This window comes from Brevibacillus fluminis (assembly GCF_052072235.1).
Lineage (GTDB): Bacteria > Bacillota > Bacilli > Brevibacillales > Brevibacillaceae > Brevibacillus_D > Brevibacillus_D fluminis_A.
This window is the reverse complement of sequence record NZ_CM125436.1, coordinates 1,376,480-1,392,851: the sequence shown is the minus strand read 5'-3', so window position 1 is coordinate 1,392,851 and position 16,372 is coordinate 1,376,480. Positions and strand designations below refer to the sequence as shown.

Below are 16,372 nucleotides of genomic sequence, written 5' to 3'. Positions count from 1 at the left end.
AAGTGCTGACCGTGTAGTTTTTCTTTTATTGAGACTCGGAATTAGTCTGTAGATAGTTCTTCAATCAAGCCTTGGAACTAGCAAGGCCTCGCAGTTTATGACATCGTTTCGCTTTGTCTATACGCCTTCTGATACTGAATCATTCAATTCTTTAAAGAGTTTAGATACTCTTCTGCTCTCCGTCTGTCCATTTTGAAAACTGAACACGGCTTGCGCGTCCCGATAGCTCTATTCCCTGTGTAATCGTCTTTTTCGGTAGTCCCAATTTTAATAGTACTATTTTGTGGGTCACCATTCTTAGGCAAAATAACGGAAATTTCATTGGAACGCAGCATTTCGTAAATCCTGGTCTTATATTTAGTAATGGTCGATCTTCGCTCATCTTCATCTAGTTCTTCAAACTTGCTGTAGATAGATAACAAAATCGTTTGAAAAACGGAATTCTTAATCCAAATAATGTTTTCGTCCTTTTTATCCGTCCAAGTAAATATATCAGGATTGTCGTTTTTATCTTGAAAACGTGGTATTGGCGTTGGCAGCAATTCAAACAGTTTTTCAAGAAAAACAATATGTTCATCCTTTATCGGCTGTCCGTTATTCTCGGTTGTCATTTTACTCTCGATCACAGCAGCCGTATCTTCAGTTGTACACTCTTGTTGGAAAAGCTGCACCGCTTCGTCCATATATGCCTGTACTTTTTCGTCACCTATGTTGTGACTAAACACGAGCAAATCATTTTTTACTGGATTAAGTAATAGATCAAGCCCTATCAGCAGGCACGAATACATGTGTAATTTATCTTCGTCCTGCCGAGTATCGTCCTTCTCAAGAAGCTTCCGGAAGTACTTATATCGTTTGCGTAGATACCCTTCCATTTTCTTTAGAGTAGAAGTGTCTGCGAGTTGAAACGATCTTCTAAAGAACTCAATAGCATGAAAGACCGATGACGCTAGTAAATCAGTATTTTGCCGCTGGTACTCTAAATGGGAGGAATTAATGTCAACTTCGCTTATATCAAGATTCAATACAAACTCTTTATCTAACCTTTTTTCATTTAGGATCAGCAGCATGTTCTCAGCATTGAGGTTTTGCATCCCTCGTATTGACCGCTCAATAAGTTTTGGGCGTGTATTGGCATTAATGATCAGAATGCCATCCCTAATTTTGGAGAACTTCTTTTCAATTGTATTTTTGTCCATGTCCGAGTTAATGTGATACACAGAATTTAAGCTGAAAATATTCATTTTTCTGTCATACAAGTTACAAAACAGGTTGGCAAAACCTTGTTGATTCAGTAACTCATTGTTACCCGAAATGCAGATTGTAAATTTGGGAAAATCATCTGCATTATAGTTCATTAAGCTTGTAATCAGAGACAAAAAAGTGTAAGACAAAAGCGGCAATGTTATTCTCTTGTCCGCAATGTCTAACATACTCCATGTTTGCCGGAATGCCTCCTGGCTGGTTAAATGTCTAGCTGGACTCATTTTATACTTTGAGTTTAATGACTCACTGTAGAGCAAGTCACATTCGTCACTAGGAGAAACAGGGACGTAGAACCAGTTATGACCCCCTTCGACCCAACCGTTTTGAGTTGTATAAACAATATGTGGTCTCTTTTCTAATTGACCGGAAATCTTGTTACACACAGATATATATGTGGGGTACATCTTGCGAATATTATTACTAATATACTTATTTCCGAAGAATTCTTGTGCCTTAGACCAACTTCCGACCTTTTCATATTGCTTGCTTGCAATATCAAATACGTGGCATTTTATTCCACGCTTTCCTTCCTTAACAAAGCACATTCTAATTCCCATATCTCGCTTATTAGAGCCATCATCCAAATAGAGTTTAGCGATTGGGAAGAAGAAATATTTATTCAAAATAGGATCGGCGTTCAACTCGTAAGTGGATAGATGATCAGATGGATCACCATAGATAACGGTAAAATCATCATCTACAAAGATTTCAATGTTATTCTCCTCAAAAGCTTGATTAAAGGTCGCTCTCATTTTCTCAATTTCATGAATGCCATAGAGAGAGTCACTACTTATATGATAAGAGTCAGTAAACAGCTTCATACCTTTAAACATTTATCATTCTCCATCTGCAATCATTTGGACTATTAGGAAGTAAGGAAGCAAGGTAGTTAGATAGAAAACCCATGATTATAGGCTTTCTATAACTGTACAATTTGTTGTTTCTGTATGAAGTATTCATTGGCAGCAACTATTTGAACACTGTTAAGATCCAAATAAAAAATCATGGTCACACCTAGCAGGATTATTTTACCACACCTCTCTGATTTCGTGGCATCCATCTTCTAAGTAGCCTGTCTGTCATTGCTCTTAGTATCAGTAGTATTGAACGTCAACTAAATCGAACGAACGACAATCAATTAAAACTAACTTGCACAGAACAATATGATAATTGAACTCGTTGAAATGACTTGCATCTATTTCAAACAAGAGAAAAGCCTGTAAAGAAAGGATGAGACTATGTTTACTCAGTACGATGACATCATGTCAGTTGAGGATGTAATGGAAGCTCTGAATTTAGGCCGCTCCAAAGTATATGATCTGTTGAGGACTGGACGAATAAAGGCGATCAAACTGAAAGGCTATCGAGTACCAAAAGCAGCCGTCATTGATTTTGTTCTCACACAGACGGATATGAAACTGGAGCGTTACAGAGAATTAGCTGATTAAGTTTCGCCTAGATGAGCTGTTATTGGCTTTCATGCAGTTCATTCCAATCTGACAGCATATTACAGTAAAAAATCATTTGTTGAGTAACAGCTTTGTAAATCGGCAGGGGCCAAATGCTCCTGCTTATTTTTGTTTCCTAAATGACTAACCAAGTGGAGGTTATGCGTAAATGAAAGTTAACAAAGACTCAAAGACAGGTACATACTGGTTTGTTGTCAGCGCGGGGAAAGATGAACTCGGCAAGAGAAGACAAATCAAGCGCCGGGGATTTCGTACAGAAAAAGAAGCTTTGAGAGAAATGAGGAAAATTCTGCAACAGGTAGATGAGAATACCTATATCAAAAATACCAAACTGGGATACAGTGAATTTTTAGAAGGTGAATGGCTGGATAGCAAAGCTTTAAAGCTAAAGCCTGTTACACTTGCTACCTACAGACACAACGTCCAGAAACACATCGTCGCATATTTTAAAAAGGTAGAACTCAGAAAAATCACACCACAGATGATCGAAAAATTCTACGCTCACTTGGCAAAAGAAAAAGGATTATCAGAGACCACCATTTTAGATATTCATAAGATCGTCAAGAGCTCTTTGAAGATGGCCGTTAAGCGAAAGTATATTTCTTACAGCCCAGCAGCAGATGTGGAGACTCCCAAGGTCCCTCGAAAGGAAATGCTGGTGTGGAATTTAGAAGAAACCACCCGTTTCCTCAAAGAGACTGAAGGTAGCAATTTATCCATGGCGTATCTTCTCGCCCTGACAACAGGAATGAGGCAAGGAGAAATACTCGGCCTCCGATGGAAGGATATAGATTTAGAGAATGGAACTCTTCAAGTTCGTCAAACATTGAGCCATGACGGAAAGCATTTCTCCAAAGAAACCAAAACCAAATCAAGCACTCGAACCATTACACTTACTGAAAAAACAATCGAGGAACTCAAGGCCCACAAGAAGAGGGTAGCAAAGGAAAAGCTTGCTGCCGGATCAAGCTACCAAGATTACAACCTTGTCGTTTGCACTAAGACGGGAACCCCGATCAATCCCCGAAATTTGCTCCGTGACTTTTATAGGCTAATGAAAAAGGCAAAGGTGCCTAAGATAAAATTCCACGGGCTCCGTCATACTGTTGCCACATTGCTGCTCACCCAAGGAGTAAATCCAAAAGTAGTAAAAGAAATCCTTGGGCATAGCGATATCAGAGTTACTCTTGATACTTATACCCACGTTTTACCAACCGTTCATAAAGAGACCGCTAAACAATTTGGCAATATGTTGTTTGGATAATGACATGAAAACTCGCTCAGTCACAAGATTATGGACTGAGCGAGTTTTTTTAAGATCGAGAATTATTTATCTCTGATTGGTCGATAGGTGCCCTAATAATGAGCAAATAAACCTCTGAAACTACCCAGTGTGACCAACTGTGTGACCACAGCCCAACACAAGAGAATCGATTTCTTATCAGAAAAACAAAAAACGCTCGGAAATTCAAGCGTCTCAAGGTCTTTTTATGGTGGAGCATAGCGGGATCGAACCGCTGACCTCTACACTGCCAGTGTAGCGCTCTCCCACGGATGGTCATTTACACAGCCATAAAAGAAACATGACAGCTCATCAATTTAAAGTTGCCAATTAGGGAACTGTGGAGTCTGTCAAGAAATTTGTGTAACCTTCCAAAACCGAATCTAGCAACTGTAGTTATCATGGCTTGACTTGGAGCCTCTGTGGGCATGGCTTCCATACGATACGGCGAGTGTGTGAAACACTTCCTCGCATCGGCAAACAGCCTACCATGCCCCCCTCCAAGTAAAGCCTCTTTCAACGCACCTGTACGCGCTCCGGGAAATACACCGTCAACTGCAACAGAATTTGCCCCCAGTTCTGGACACGCCCCGTCCACTTGCGCAGGACATCCATCGTAGCCAGATACAGCATCTTGAGCAGTGATTCATCAGTCGGGAAGATGCTTTTGCCCTTGGTCACTTTCCGTAATTGCCGGTGGTAGCTCTCAATCATGTTCGTCGTATAGATCAGCTTTCGTAATTCAGGCGGATAGTGGAAGAAGGTGGCTAGTTCTCCCCAGTTTTGCTGCCAAGATCGTACAATCAGCGGGTATTTGTCTCCCCATATCGCTTCAAATCGTTCGAGTTCCAACTGGGCAGCTTCCTCCGTTGCGGCTTTGTAAATCGGTTTCAAGTCTGCCGTTACTTTCTTGATGTCTTTGTACGAAACATAACGGATCGAGTTTCGGATTTGGTGAATGATACATTTTTGAATGTCCGTCTGTGGATAGCAGGCGGCAATCGCTTGGGAGAAACCTGTCAGGTTATCCACGCAAGTAATGAGAATGTCCTGTACCCCGCGATTTTTCAATTCATTTAGCACGGTCAACCAGAATTTAGCCGACTCATTTTCGCCAATCCAGATGCCGAGAACATCTTTGTTCCCATCCAGATCAATGCCAATCACCATGTAAGCCGCTTTGTTCACAATATGGCCTTCTTGTTTCACCTTGAAGTGAATCGCGTCAAGAAATACGACGGCGTAGACGCTTTGCAAAGGCCTGTTTTGCCAGTCCTTGATTAGGGGAACAATTTTATTGGTAACATTGGAAATGAGCGTGGGGGACACCTCAACCCCATACAGGTTTTCCAGATGATCCTGAATATCTCGTGTGCTCACACCTTTGGCATAAAGTGCAATGATCTGATCTTCAATCCCCGTCACATTTGTCTGATGCTTTTTGACGACAACGGGGTTGAATTCACCCAATCGGTCACGTGGGACCTGGATCTCCACATCACCATACTCGGAGCTGACGGTTTTCTTTGTATAGCCATTTCGGCTGTTCTTGGTTTGCTTATTTTTCCCATCGTATCGGTCATACCCCAACTGGGTATCCAGTTCGGCTTCCAATGCTTCTTGCAATACGTCTTTGAAAAGCTCCTTGAGCGTTGTCTGAATCTGCTCCGGGGATGTAAAATTATGTTCCTTTACAAACTGTCGTAACTCTTGCTTGGTCCAGAATTTATGGGTCATGTGTTTGTCCTCCAACCAGATCGTTTCTATGATTTCAGTATCTCCAACTTTTACTGGTTTAAGAGGTTACACATTTTATTTTACAGACCCGAACTGTGACACCAGACATAATCAGCTCCCTTACAAGACAATACCTTCATAAAGGTATCTTATTGTTTAAAACTGAAAAGAGAACAACTCATCAAATGAGAATGAAGTTTTTTCACATCAATCTCCCTGTATAGGGCTTCATTAACCGTTTTCCAATTAAATACATTTTTCATGAGTAAGTTTATGTCATTTGGGTTGTCTAAATTCAGAACTTCCCACAGTACTTTTGAAAACAATTCAAGACCAGCTTCACTCCGATAACCTCTAATGCTCTCCAATACTTTACAAGTACTCTCTTGAAAAAGATTATTTATGCTAGCATTATTATAAAGTTCATCTTCTTTTATTCTGATAAGCGATGTTTTATTCGGTTGGCTGAGAACATTAAAATAATAACCATTTAATTTTGATAACACTGGATTCAAACCTTCTGAGAAAAGACCATTAATAGATGGAACAAAAGATAAGTTTAATGAATGACCTGCAGATTGCAGGATAAATGCTAAGTTATGAATTTCATGCACAGAAACCACAAAATTTTCTTTAGTATATGCCAAAAGAAGGTCTAACAAATCCCTTCTACCTTCAGTAAGCTTTGGTTTGTTCTCAATACTAATTTGATTGTTACTTTTAACCTCAACATCGTTATCAATGTAGTTTTCCGGTTCAAATACTAAAATTTCAACATTTTCAAAGCTTTGCAGGGCTCTTATTACCAATGGCTTGACATCTTTCCAATTCAGTCCACCGTTTCCACAGCCTAAAGGTGGCAGGGCAATCGATTTAAACTCATATTTTTTAATTTCTTTAACTAATGCCACTAAACCAAGTTCTATATCCTCAATCTTAGACTTTGCTTTCCAGTGTCTTTTAGTTGGAAAATTGATTATATATTGAATTCCAATTATGCTCTCAGTGGGAACAGTTTGCATAATCCCTGGTTTTAATTCTTTCCTGTCGCACATCATTTTATACTCATCAAATACGCTTGGATATCTTTTCTTTACTTCTAAAGCAATGCCTTTGCCCATGATTCCAACACAATTAACCGTATTCACAATTGCTACAGCATCAGAATCAAACATATTACCTTTCACAAATTTGATCACAGATACACTTCCTTAAAAACAAACAGTTTTATGTTCTGAGCATACCAACCAATTACCAGACCCAATTTTTATTACTCTATCAAAAAAAGTACGTTCACAATGGAAGACTACGATAAATCATGCTATTTTTAATTATACCCAATAGTCAATTAGAAAGCTTCATCCTTTAGCTGAATTTCAAAAAAGGTCCATGTACAAATACATGAACCTTTTTCTTTTGGTTTAAACTAATTACTTAGTATAGCAAGGGGCTCCCTACATTCCAATCATCTTAATCTTAGCTCAAAAACATTTTTGAATTGACGGTTATCATGTAGGGGATACTCTCGTAGTGCTTTAAGGACAACTCCTTTATTAGCTTTTCTTGATCTGCATTTTTTACAAAAATACAATGAAAATCACTCGGATCAATGGATAATGATGAAACGCATTCTGCCATACAAATATTTTTACATAAGGCATCACTATAGTCTCTAATGTCCATCGTATCCCAATCAATTAATTCAAAACCTTCTTCATAAGGATACATTTTAAATTCTTCCATCGAAATTGGATGTTGTGGTATGATCAGAAAATCATTTTCTTTAGCATAGCTTCTTTTCAGACATATATAAACAAATTCTTCATCAGGTCTATCTTTTTGAACTCTACCATCAAAAGGGTTTTTGGCAAAAAAATGAAATGGGACGTAATCAGTAATGCTATTATCTTCTCTAAACTCGATTATTTCTGCATCTGCAATATCTACAAAACCATCTAATTGATTTCTTGGTAATAATCCCGACTGGAGTATCGACTCAAAATTCTGAATGCTGGTAAGATGATAGATTAATTTTTGATCCCGTATCGACATACCTAAGGTCAGCTCCTAGTCTTAATAGTTAACATAAACCATATACTTCAATTAATCAAAAAGACCTATTTTTATAGTATCACATTGACTACGAAAAGAATGTCGAATTTTCCCGAACACATAAAATTAGACTCCTGCAAGTAGCAGGAGTCCTATCTTGAATTAGTCTTATATACCTTAAACAATTACCTTATTAGCATCCACCTGATTTCCCCCATCTACACCCATCGTACCAATGAACTGGCTGATCCGCAGCTTATAGTGAATCTTGATTCCGTCTTTTCGAACCTCGATCCCTCCAATTATGGTTCGAAGCATCATTTGCTTTTGCTGGACAGAAGCCTGATTGAAAACCTTGCGCCAATTTGGAATATGCTGCTTCAAGGTCTCCAGTTCCTTCTTCTCGATACGCTTGGCTTCCACTTGGCGCCTGACCTGCTCGACCTGCTCCTCCAACTTGGAGATTCGCTGGGCAGTTTCTCCGATCAGTTCATTCAACAATTCACTTGTGAATTTCCCCGTACCTTTCAGCGACAAGATCACCTCAGCTTTGTAGGTCTTCATTTCCTCTCGTGCATCATCCAAATCTTTACTCAGCCTCTGGAGCTGTGTGGTCTCCGTGCTGCTATTCCGTTTCTTGAGTTCGTTCAGTTTGCTGGTCAAGTCAACTTGTTCCAAGTGGTCTAAATATCGCAGTACCTCATCGATGACCACATTTTCCAGCCGCTTTTTGGAATAAAGCGTCTGTCCTTCGCAATCCACAGCCTTTTTCAAACCTTTACCAGAACAACGGTACATCATATACTTCTGTTTTATTTTTGTTCCATCTTGCAAGATGTACTTCTTATAGTTAGGAGTAGAGGACAATACATGTTGGCAATGACCGCATCGTGCGAGTCCGATCAAGAGCATTTCACCTTTTGTATTTTTGACCATCACTTCAACGCCATGCTTCTTGGTCTGCTCTGGATTGCGTCCCGCCCGGATCGCCTGTACACGATGCCATTTCTCTTCTGAAATAATAACCAGTTCTGGATTCGCGGCACTTGAACGAACTTCTTTTTCCTTCCCTTGAGCGTAGGTCAGGTACCCCATATAGGTCGGATTTCGAAGAATGGCACTAATCGTATTCGATGCCCAAGGCTTGCCTGTGTTTTGCAAGTAGAAAATGCTCATTTTTGCAGCCAAAATTGCCTAAGCACTTGCCAGCCGTTTGAAACTACATAGGAATCCTATCCATTGCCTGCTTGAAGCGGAAACTCTCACCCGTAAATGAGAGGATATGAGCGTGGTGCACCAGACGATCAACGAGCGCCGACGTGAGCTTCGTGTCTCCAAACACCGATGTCCATTGGCCAAACTCTAGGTTAGATGTAACGATCACACTCTGTTGCTCATAGCAATCCGCAATCACGTTAAACAATAACTCAGACCCGGTTTGGCTGAACGGCACGTAACCGACTTCATCAAGAATAAGTAAATCTATCTTTTTCAATTTCTCGCGAAATCGGCTGAGTGTTCCCGCCACAAATTTTTCCTGAAGTACAGAAACCAAATCGGAAGCCCGGTAGAACTGTACCGCCTTGCCCTGGCGGCAAGCCTCCACACCTAATGCTGTTGCCATATGGGTTTTCCCTGTGCCGACGGCACCCATTAAGAGTAAATTTTCTTTGCGTTCGAGCCAATCCAATTCCTGGAGCAGCTCCGGACTACTGCCACTAGGGAAAGAGATATGGTCATACACATACTCCTCGAAAGTCTTAATATGCGGGAACCCCGCCTGCTGAACAAGCTTACCTAACTTGGCACGGCGGCGGCCGTCCAGTTCCGCGACAAGGATTTGCTCCACAATGCTACGAATCTGCTCATTCTGTTGAACGGATACGTAGTCCACGACATGCGCCAATCGGAGTTGTCGGCACAAATCTCCCAATGCCGTCGGCATCTCAGCTCACCCCCACAAGTTGATCATAGCGTTGGAGGGAACCTTCTACGCGAGTTCCCGGAGGGGACAACGTCTCCTACCACGTGACAGGGAGGTCACGACCGCCGTATTTTACGCCTAGCACGGCCGTGATGCGCGTAATCGGTGTGTCTTGGCCTAGTAGAGCAATTACCTCTTGAATCTGTTCGATGGTGTAAATATCACACCAGTGTGACATTGCCTGAAGACGATCTTTTCGCTCTGTTAGATCCTTCACGGTTACATACCCTTGCAAGATCTCCGGTAGCATACGGAGAAACTGCGAGTGCGTTACACTACGTGGTTTTTTCAGCCATCCAGCGCATACTTGTGACCACGGAATATCTACATTTCGTCCCGTATAAGGTCTGGGTACTTCCCGAATTAGCTGGTGTTGGCCGTTTAGAATGACAAGGCGATCCCAAAACGTTTGGATCAGTACCTCGCTGCCTGGCGTTGCCATCCCCAACAACGGAACCGTCAATTCATCCATACGAATTTCTCCATACTTATTCACCACTGCAGCACCCAAGCGAAAAGCCTCAAATCCATGCTCCGGCAAGGTAAGCAATTTACGGCGATCATCCTCCCATAGATCTGCGATGCAACGATTTAGGGCATAATGCTGACGACCACGATCACGGCTAGCTTGCTCGGCGAAGTAGGCAACTAACTGTTCATGGCTTTCATAGATGGGAATCGGCACTGCCCAATTGCGCTTGGAGTACCCGCATTTGTTCTCCACGTGCCCCTTCTCATGACCACTGTATGGGTTGCAAAAGACAGCTTCAAACCGGTAGTGAGCGCAGAATCGCTGGAAGCCATCCGTTAATTGCCGTTCGCCCTGCTTCTCGATATGAACGACGGCAGCGGAGAGATTGTCAAACCTGATTCGCTGAGGAACACCTCCCATTTGTTCAAAGCACAGCTTCATCGCCTCCAAAAAGCATTCCTGATTTTCCGCTGGTGTCGGATAGACGAAAGCAGCATTGCTGTACGGAAAAGACATTACCAGCAGTTTGTATGTGACCAATCGATGATCTCGGCATACCTCAATGGTTGTAAAGTCCACTTGTGCCTCACCCCGTGGATGTTCAAGCCGTTCGTACGTTTTGGCACGGTCCAGTTCCATTTCATTTTTTCGTCTCTGCACATAGGCCAATACTGTACGCTGTCCACCTGTAAACTGATGCTCATCGCGCAATCGTTGGAAAATGCGCACACCTGTGTGTCGCTGCTTACGGGGGACCAAACGGTCCTCCTCTAACCAGGTATCGACGATCTCCATAAATGGACCCATGACAGGACTTCTGCCCTTTCGTTTTGTCATCGAGGCATTCCAATCGGTTTCATCGGCATATTTTTTGGCAGTCCGCCAGTGAACACCTACGCGTTCTGCAATCTCGTTTACCGAGCATCCTTCTACTTCGCGTAAAAACCTGATATAGTGTTGTTGAGGCATTTTCAGCATCCTTTCCATTCTCCTTCGCTAAGTTGTCCCAAACCTAACGGTAGGAGGAAGTATTGATGCTGACAAGTGCCTTTTTTGTATTTGTTTTGAGCATTTTTACGCTGCAATATTAGGCATTTCAATTGTGCAATAAACAGCCGAGTCCAAGTTGACTAAAATGGACAGAAAGATAGGCTTATATCCCGATGTTTGTCTCTACTCAACTTTCTCTGAGTTGAACTATTATCGTTTTTCCTCATAATCCATCCATGCCTATACTTTATATCCTGCGAATTGTCTTAAATTGCTTGTTGTTTCTAGTGTTTGAGAAAATATATCCTCCGGCATACTGACATAGTAGAAAGTCAAACTCACAAGGATAGACTGGTTTTGTTGGCTTAAACTGGTTTTCTATTGTTTTTACCAACTTCTGAAGTCACTAGAAAGGATCTGGTGACCAAAAAACATACAAGAAATTGTAAATAATTACCTTTTTGTTGAATACTCTATCTGTTGTTGCTATTATACCAATTTGATAATGGTTGTAAAAGGAGTATTTCCCTTTGAAAAACCATTACCTGACCATTAAACAAATCATCGGTAAAACCTTGAAAGCCTTACGAATCAAGCAAGGATTAAGTCAAGAAGATCTCGCTGGCCTTTGTGAAGTAGATCGTTCTTACATCTCAATGATTGAAGTTGGAAGAAACGAACCATCTGTCAGCAAAATATTCGAAATATGTGATGGGCTTAAAATTAAGCCGTCTTTCTTCTTACAGTTAGTTGAATCAGAATATGAAGATCTTAAAGATTCCAATCATGGTAACAAATAAAGAGCGGAAGGTAAGTTAATAGCTTATCCCTCCGCTCTTTATTAATTGATATATTTTCCAATATCAGGGAATTTTATATCAAATGGCAATAGTTGCTTTTGTTTATTTCGTGATTAATCGATATATCGATATCAATAATATGTTTTAAAAAGTTATTATTATAAAATTTCTTCTCAATTGCAGACAATGTTGTACCATTTATTACTGAAATAAATGCTGGATTTGTTCCGTTTCTAACCAATTGATAAATAGCAGAGTTCATAATAACTTCTACAGGATATGTGGTTTTCTCATCTTCAATTTCTATTATTTCATAATGCTTAAGAAAGCTACAGAACCAATCATTCAAATTTTCTCCTCTGAAACTTTCTCCACTAATAACATTAAATAAAAAATCGCAATCTCTGAACTGTCTTTTATTTTCCTGTTCAACTAGAGCTAATGTACCAGTAATATCACGATATAAACCTGTAGGTACTTTAATCAAAACTCCATTAATTATTACAGAACGAAAATCATCTGTAAAATCACTTTTTTTTAAAGAACAAATTACAGACCTTTTTGCAGGTGCAATCAACGTAAGCTTTATAAAAATTCTAAGCGCTAAGTATTTAAAGAATCTCTTATATTCATGTGATCTTTTATTTTGATTTATTGAATGTGAATCGAAGTAAAGGTCTAACTTCTCTAGAATTTCAACTACTATCAATTCATCTAGCCACTCCCTTTCCTTAACCGTTTTAAGACTATACTTATCGATGATCAATTCTTTAAAATCTTGATATGATGATATTTTCGAAAAAATATCAGTTGCATAGTCTTTTTCAACCAAAAATTTATAAAAAGCCTTTACACTTTCCAAATGACTCTCCATCGACTTTATTGTGTTAATTTTACCCAACTTATTATAGAAACCAACACAATCTATAACATCCTCTAAAGTAATACTGACAGGTCTATTTGCTTTTCCGATGTGGATAATATAATCTATAAACTTTGTAATGTGATTCTTATAAGTGCTATCATTTTCTAAGCATTCTACCTTCCATTGGACAAGGATAAAATTATTCAAAATATCTACTCCATTTCATGTTCCAGATAATCCATAAGCAAAAAAGTCGAACTACAAATACTAACCTTGAAATAATAAATAGGTGCATCAGCCTCACGAGAAACGCACCTTTAGTTTAGCTTATTATGTAAAATACTCCAACACTAATATCCACTTCTCAACGTCTGTCCCTGAATTAAATAGAACATCATCAAAATAATTTTATATTACAATATAAGTTAATGTGTGGCTCCATTATGCTATTCCTTCACTAGCAACACACAGCACTCCACATGTGTTGAATCGACACTGATAACAAACTTATGTCCAGCGGAAACGGGAGTATTCGCTTTGTAGCGTTTCAAAGTACTGAATGGCGCTGTCTTTTCTCAGATTGCGCATGTTACAATATGGTCAAATAACATAGCTTTCTAAAATCAATATGATATAAGTGGGGCTGAATCGCTCTATGAACAGTTTTAGAAACAACAAATCGCTGATTACCGTTTTTTGCGATGCTTCATGCGATGAATCAAATAACTCAATTGGTTTGGGTGTGATCGTCGTAGGTATGAAGAAGCATATCATTGCTTCTGAACTAAAACAAGTAGCCGTTCCCGATCCTTTATTTGGCGAACTAATGGCAGTCGAATTTAGCCTTAATAGACTGTCAGAACTTCTCGAATCCAATACTTTTGCTGTAGATAACTTGGAAAGGGTTATTATTTATTCCGACTGCGACATAATAAAACGCCTTTTTTCCAAAACCGTATCATCTAAACCCCTGTACACAGAGTTAATCGACGAAATAATTGATCTGCTGCAAAAATTATCTACTACTTATGAAAACACCGCTTTTAGCGTGAAATACATTGGGCGTAGGAGAAAATTTACATACTATAAAGCCGCCCATGCCACGGCGAGGAAGGTATTAGGGAAGGGGTAGCGGGGGTTAACTATTTGGACGGCAACTGCCAATAAAGAAATTGCCATCAAAATAAAAAGGCACAAAAAAAAACGCTGCTACGGTAAAACGTACAGCGTTTTTGTCATTATTTCAAGTGATCAAGAGGCATGTAGCCTTTTTCTCCGCTGAATGTTCCTGACGTTACCTTGACCATAGCCCATCCCTTTAGGAAATTCGTTTCAAGCACAAGAACCGTAGTTCCTTCCTGTATCGGAATAACTTCTCCAGACGACATAAAGCGTTTCAGAGCGTCAACATCCAATCTAGCCATAATTTTCATTCCTGTATCAAATGACTGTTCTGAGGGCGCTACATAACTTAGGCTTTTTGTTTCCCTCTCATCCCCGACCATTACCCTAGTAGGATCACCGTTAGGCTTGATGTCTTTTGTTGTTTCGGAAGAAAGTTTTTGCCTGTTTTGTTTATCATGTTGATTTACTATTTCTGCATCTTCCTGCATCTTAGAGACAAAGGAGGGATTTTCATTCGTAAATTTACTGTTCTGGCTGCTTAGCCAATCATAATACTCTTTGAGTTGCTTATCGTTCATGATTTCATCGTATTGTTCCTGCTCCATTTGCTGTTCGAGCGCTCTATCTTTTTCATTATCCATTGGATCGAGCACAATATACCACTTACCTTTTACCCTTTTCAAACCATAGGGCGATTTGATGTAAAACTCCCCTTTAGCTTCCGAGAAAGTAAGTTTTGCGGCAACACCCACGACGGCAACGCTTCCAGTTATTTTTGTTCCAAAAATTTTTTCTACAGAGACTGATGTTGGATTATGAAAAAGTAGTTTTAAGTCTTCCACAGAAGTTGTTTTTTTAGAAATATCGAACAAAAGCGAATGAGCATTTTCATATTGGCGTAGGTTTATATAATTGAAGTACTTCTTTATTACTTCTTCCGGCGTTTCAATAGCTGGTATTGAATCGTCTTCCTCGTTAGCTTGTTCCGCCGCGACATTTATGGATTTTTTATCAGTTTTTTTCTCGAAACTTTTGTTGATTGAATTCAATATGCCTACGGCGATTAAAACGCAGAAACAGATAACAAAGACTTTTTGAATCCTTCCATACAATGTAACCACTCCTCGGATATAAACTAACCTTATAGATATATCGGAAATTGTCAGTCTCCATTTGATATTCAAAAATACAATTTTAACTTAAAACTGTATTCAACGCCTGATGTCTCGTGTTCGATTCATTACCTACACTTTTTCTTAAAGAGGTGGGGTAATGGACGAAATTGCTAAACAGGTTGGTTTACGGATTCGAGAACTAAGAAAAGCAAGAGGTCTTTCGCAAGAAGCGCTGGGGGAGAAAGGTGGTTTCCACTATTCCTACATCGGTCAAATCGAGCGCGGCGAGAAAAACATATCGCTTCAAAATATAGCCAAGATTGCTGAAGCCTTAGAGGTCGGCATACATCAGTTGTTCAGTTTCTCTTATGAACTTGAATCGTTGACCGAATCTGAGCAGACAATTAAAGAAATATTGACCATTCTTAAAAAGTTAAACCGGATCAGCTTGTTAAGGTTCGAAATGTGTTGATCGAAATCTTCGATGAATTAGCCTGAATTTGTGTGCGTACCCGCCATTCAGAAAAATTTGGTACAGGATAAACGAGAGTTCCCCTTGTTCAGAACCATATTTGATATTTATTCGGCACTGGGTGGGGGCTTGAACGGCTGGAAAATAAAAAAGTGCTACATTCGTTAGTAGCACTTTTTACTATCGCTATATCAATCTATCAAGTCTTTCTTTTAACTCGTTCATCGTTGGTTTTCGTCTGGCGGTTGCCGTGATCGTCTTGCTGCGCTTGAATTCAGCACCGTCAAACGGTATGGATGCGTCTTGATTTTGATGAAAATCGCTTAGTTGCACATTATTATTTTTCAATAAGGAAACCAACTCAGTAAGTATTTGAGTTTGACTGTTTAATACTGTTTCAATATGGTCAAGCTGTTTTTTGATTTTTTTACCCATGCTTTCACCCACCCTTCATAATGCAATTGCCCTGCTGATACTAATATCTGCTTACAAAATCCCGCCTCTTAAAATGCCGAGAAAATCCCTTTTGCTAAATCATAAAGTTAAAGTGAAATCATTCTGTGACTTTAAAGTAAGAGTCCAAGAAAAAAGGCGGGGGAAACTATTAAATTGGGACAATATCTGCATCGGCTAGCCCCTCGTTTGAGAATTGAATGGTTCTCGAGCTGTGATCGTAGACGGTAGTTTTTGGTTATTTGAAGTGCTGTTTTTGTCACTTCATTTTTATTTTGAAATGTCATTTT

At 39.8% G+C, this 16,372-nt stretch carries 15 protein-coding genes; 5 read left to right on the top strand and 10 right to left on the bottom strand.

Features of this window, described 5'->3' with window-relative positions:
• Positions 1 to 143: 143 nt before the first annotated feature.
• Complete coding sequence (locus tag ACTID9_RS07140; RefSeq protein WP_340963380.1) at positions 144 to 2,099, bottom strand: hypothetical protein; 1,956 nt, start codon at positions 2,097 to 2,099, stop codon at positions 144 to 146.
• Positions 2,100 to 2,504: 405 nt separating this feature from the next.
• Here ACTID9_RS07140 and ACTID9_RS07135 point away from each other — a divergent pair, with 405 nt between their 5' ends.
• Together ACTID9_RS07135 and ACTID9_RS07130 are read left to right on the top strand one after the other, a co-directional pair.
• On the top strand, positions 2,505 to 2,714 hold the full coding sequence (locus tag ACTID9_RS07135) for a helix-turn-helix domain-containing protein (RefSeq protein WP_340963378.1): 210 nt from the start codon (positions 2,505 to 2,507) through the stop codon (positions 2,712 to 2,714).
• Between the two features lie 169 nt (positions 2,715 to 2,883).
• Complete coding sequence (locus ACTID9_RS07130) at positions 2,884 to 3,999, top strand: site-specific integrase (protein ID WP_340963376.1); 1,116 nt, start codon at positions 2,884 to 2,886, stop codon at positions 3,997 to 3,999.
• A gap of 534 nt (positions 4,000 to 4,533) precedes the next feature.
• Here the strand turns inward: ACTID9_RS07130 and ACTID9_RS07125 are convergent.
• The 6 genes from ACTID9_RS07125 to istA form a co-directional block, all read right to left on the bottom strand.
• On the bottom strand, positions 4,534 to 5,754 hold the full coding sequence (locus ACTID9_RS07125) for an IS256 family transposase (protein ID WP_441070532.1): 1,221 nt from the start codon (positions 5,752 to 5,754) through the stop codon (positions 4,534 to 4,536).
• Positions 5,755 to 5,903: 149 nt separating this feature from the next.
• Positions 5,904 to 6,953 (bottom strand): type II toxin-antitoxin system antitoxin DNA ADP-ribosyl glycohydrolase DarG, encoded by a 1,050-nt coding sequence (gene darG, locus ACTID9_RS07120; RefSeq protein ID WP_441070531.1) that lies wholly within the window; start codon positions 6,951 to 6,953, stop codon positions 5,904 to 5,906.
• 277 nt (positions 6,954 to 7,230) lie between these two features.
• Positions 7,231 to 7,806 carry a DarT ssDNA thymidine ADP-ribosyltransferase family protein gene (locus ACTID9_RS07115; protein WP_441070530.1) on the bottom strand — a complete coding sequence of 192 codons (576 nt, stop codon included), beginning with the start codon at positions 7,804 to 7,806 and terminating at the stop codon, positions 7,231 to 7,233.
• A gap of 177 nt (positions 7,807 to 7,983) precedes the next feature.
• Positions 7,984 to 8,994: a recombinase family protein gene (locus ACTID9_RS07110; RefSeq protein WP_441070529.1), complete on the bottom strand. Its 1,011-nt coding sequence runs from the start codon at positions 8,992 to 8,994 to the stop codon at positions 7,984 to 7,986.
• Positions 8,995 to 9,025: 31 nt separating this feature from the next.
• A complete protein-coding gene (istB, locus tag ACTID9_RS07105; RefSeq protein ID WP_441070528.1) occupies positions 9,026 to 9,751 on the bottom strand; it encodes an IS21-like element helper ATPase IstB in 726 nt (241 codons plus the stop codon).
• Positions 9,752 to 9,827: 76 nt separating this feature from the next.
• Positions 9,828 to 11,240, bottom strand: coding sequence for an IS21 family transposase (istA, locus tag ACTID9_RS07100; RefSeq protein ID WP_441070527.1), 1,413 nt, complete (start codon positions 11,238 to 11,240; stop codon positions 9,828 to 9,830).
• Positions 11,241 to 11,782: 542 nt separating this feature from the next.
• Here istA and ACTID9_RS07095 point away from each other — a divergent pair.
• Complete coding sequence (locus ACTID9_RS07095; protein ID WP_441070526.1) at positions 11,783 to 12,052, top strand: helix-turn-helix domain-containing protein; 270 nt, start codon at positions 11,783 to 11,785, stop codon at positions 12,050 to 12,052.
• A 73-nt stretch (positions 12,053 to 12,125) separates the two neighbouring features.
• On the opposite strand, the gene ACTID9_RS07090 is transcribed toward ACTID9_RS07095, so the two are convergent.
• On the bottom strand, positions 12,126 to 13,124 hold the full coding sequence (locus ACTID9_RS07090) for an integrase (RefSeq protein ID WP_441070525.1): 999 nt from the start codon (positions 13,122 to 13,124) through the stop codon (positions 12,126 to 12,128).
• Between the two features lie 448 nt (positions 13,125 to 13,572).
• Here ACTID9_RS07090 and ACTID9_RS07085 point away from each other — a divergent pair, with 448 nt between their 5' ends.
• Positions 13,573 to 14,049 (top strand): hypothetical protein, encoded by a 477-nt coding sequence (locus ACTID9_RS07085; RefSeq protein WP_441070524.1) that lies wholly within the window; start codon positions 13,573 to 13,575, stop codon positions 14,047 to 14,049.
• Between the two features lie 106 nt (positions 14,050 to 14,155).
• Here the strand turns inward: ACTID9_RS07085 and ACTID9_RS07080 are convergent, their stop codons facing one another.
• Positions 14,156 to 15,154, bottom strand: a complete 999-nt coding sequence (locus ACTID9_RS07080; RefSeq protein ID WP_441070523.1) for a hypothetical protein — start codon at positions 15,152 to 15,154, stop codon at positions 14,156 to 14,158.
• 160 nt (positions 15,155 to 15,314) lie between these two features.
• Here ACTID9_RS07080 and ACTID9_RS07075 point away from each other — a divergent pair, with 160 nt between their 5' ends.
• Positions 15,315 to 15,629, top strand: coding sequence for a helix-turn-helix domain-containing protein (locus tag ACTID9_RS07075; RefSeq protein ID WP_441070522.1), 315 nt, complete (start codon positions 15,315 to 15,317; stop codon positions 15,627 to 15,629).
• 186 nt (positions 15,630 to 15,815) lie between these two features.
• Here the strand turns inward: ACTID9_RS07075 and ACTID9_RS07070 are convergent, their stop codons facing one another.
• Positions 15,816 to 16,064 (bottom strand): hypothetical protein, encoded by a 249-nt coding sequence (locus ACTID9_RS07070; RefSeq protein ID WP_441070521.1) that lies wholly within the window; start codon positions 16,062 to 16,064, stop codon positions 15,816 to 15,818.
• Between the last annotated feature and the right edge of the window lie 308 nt (positions 16,065 to 16,372).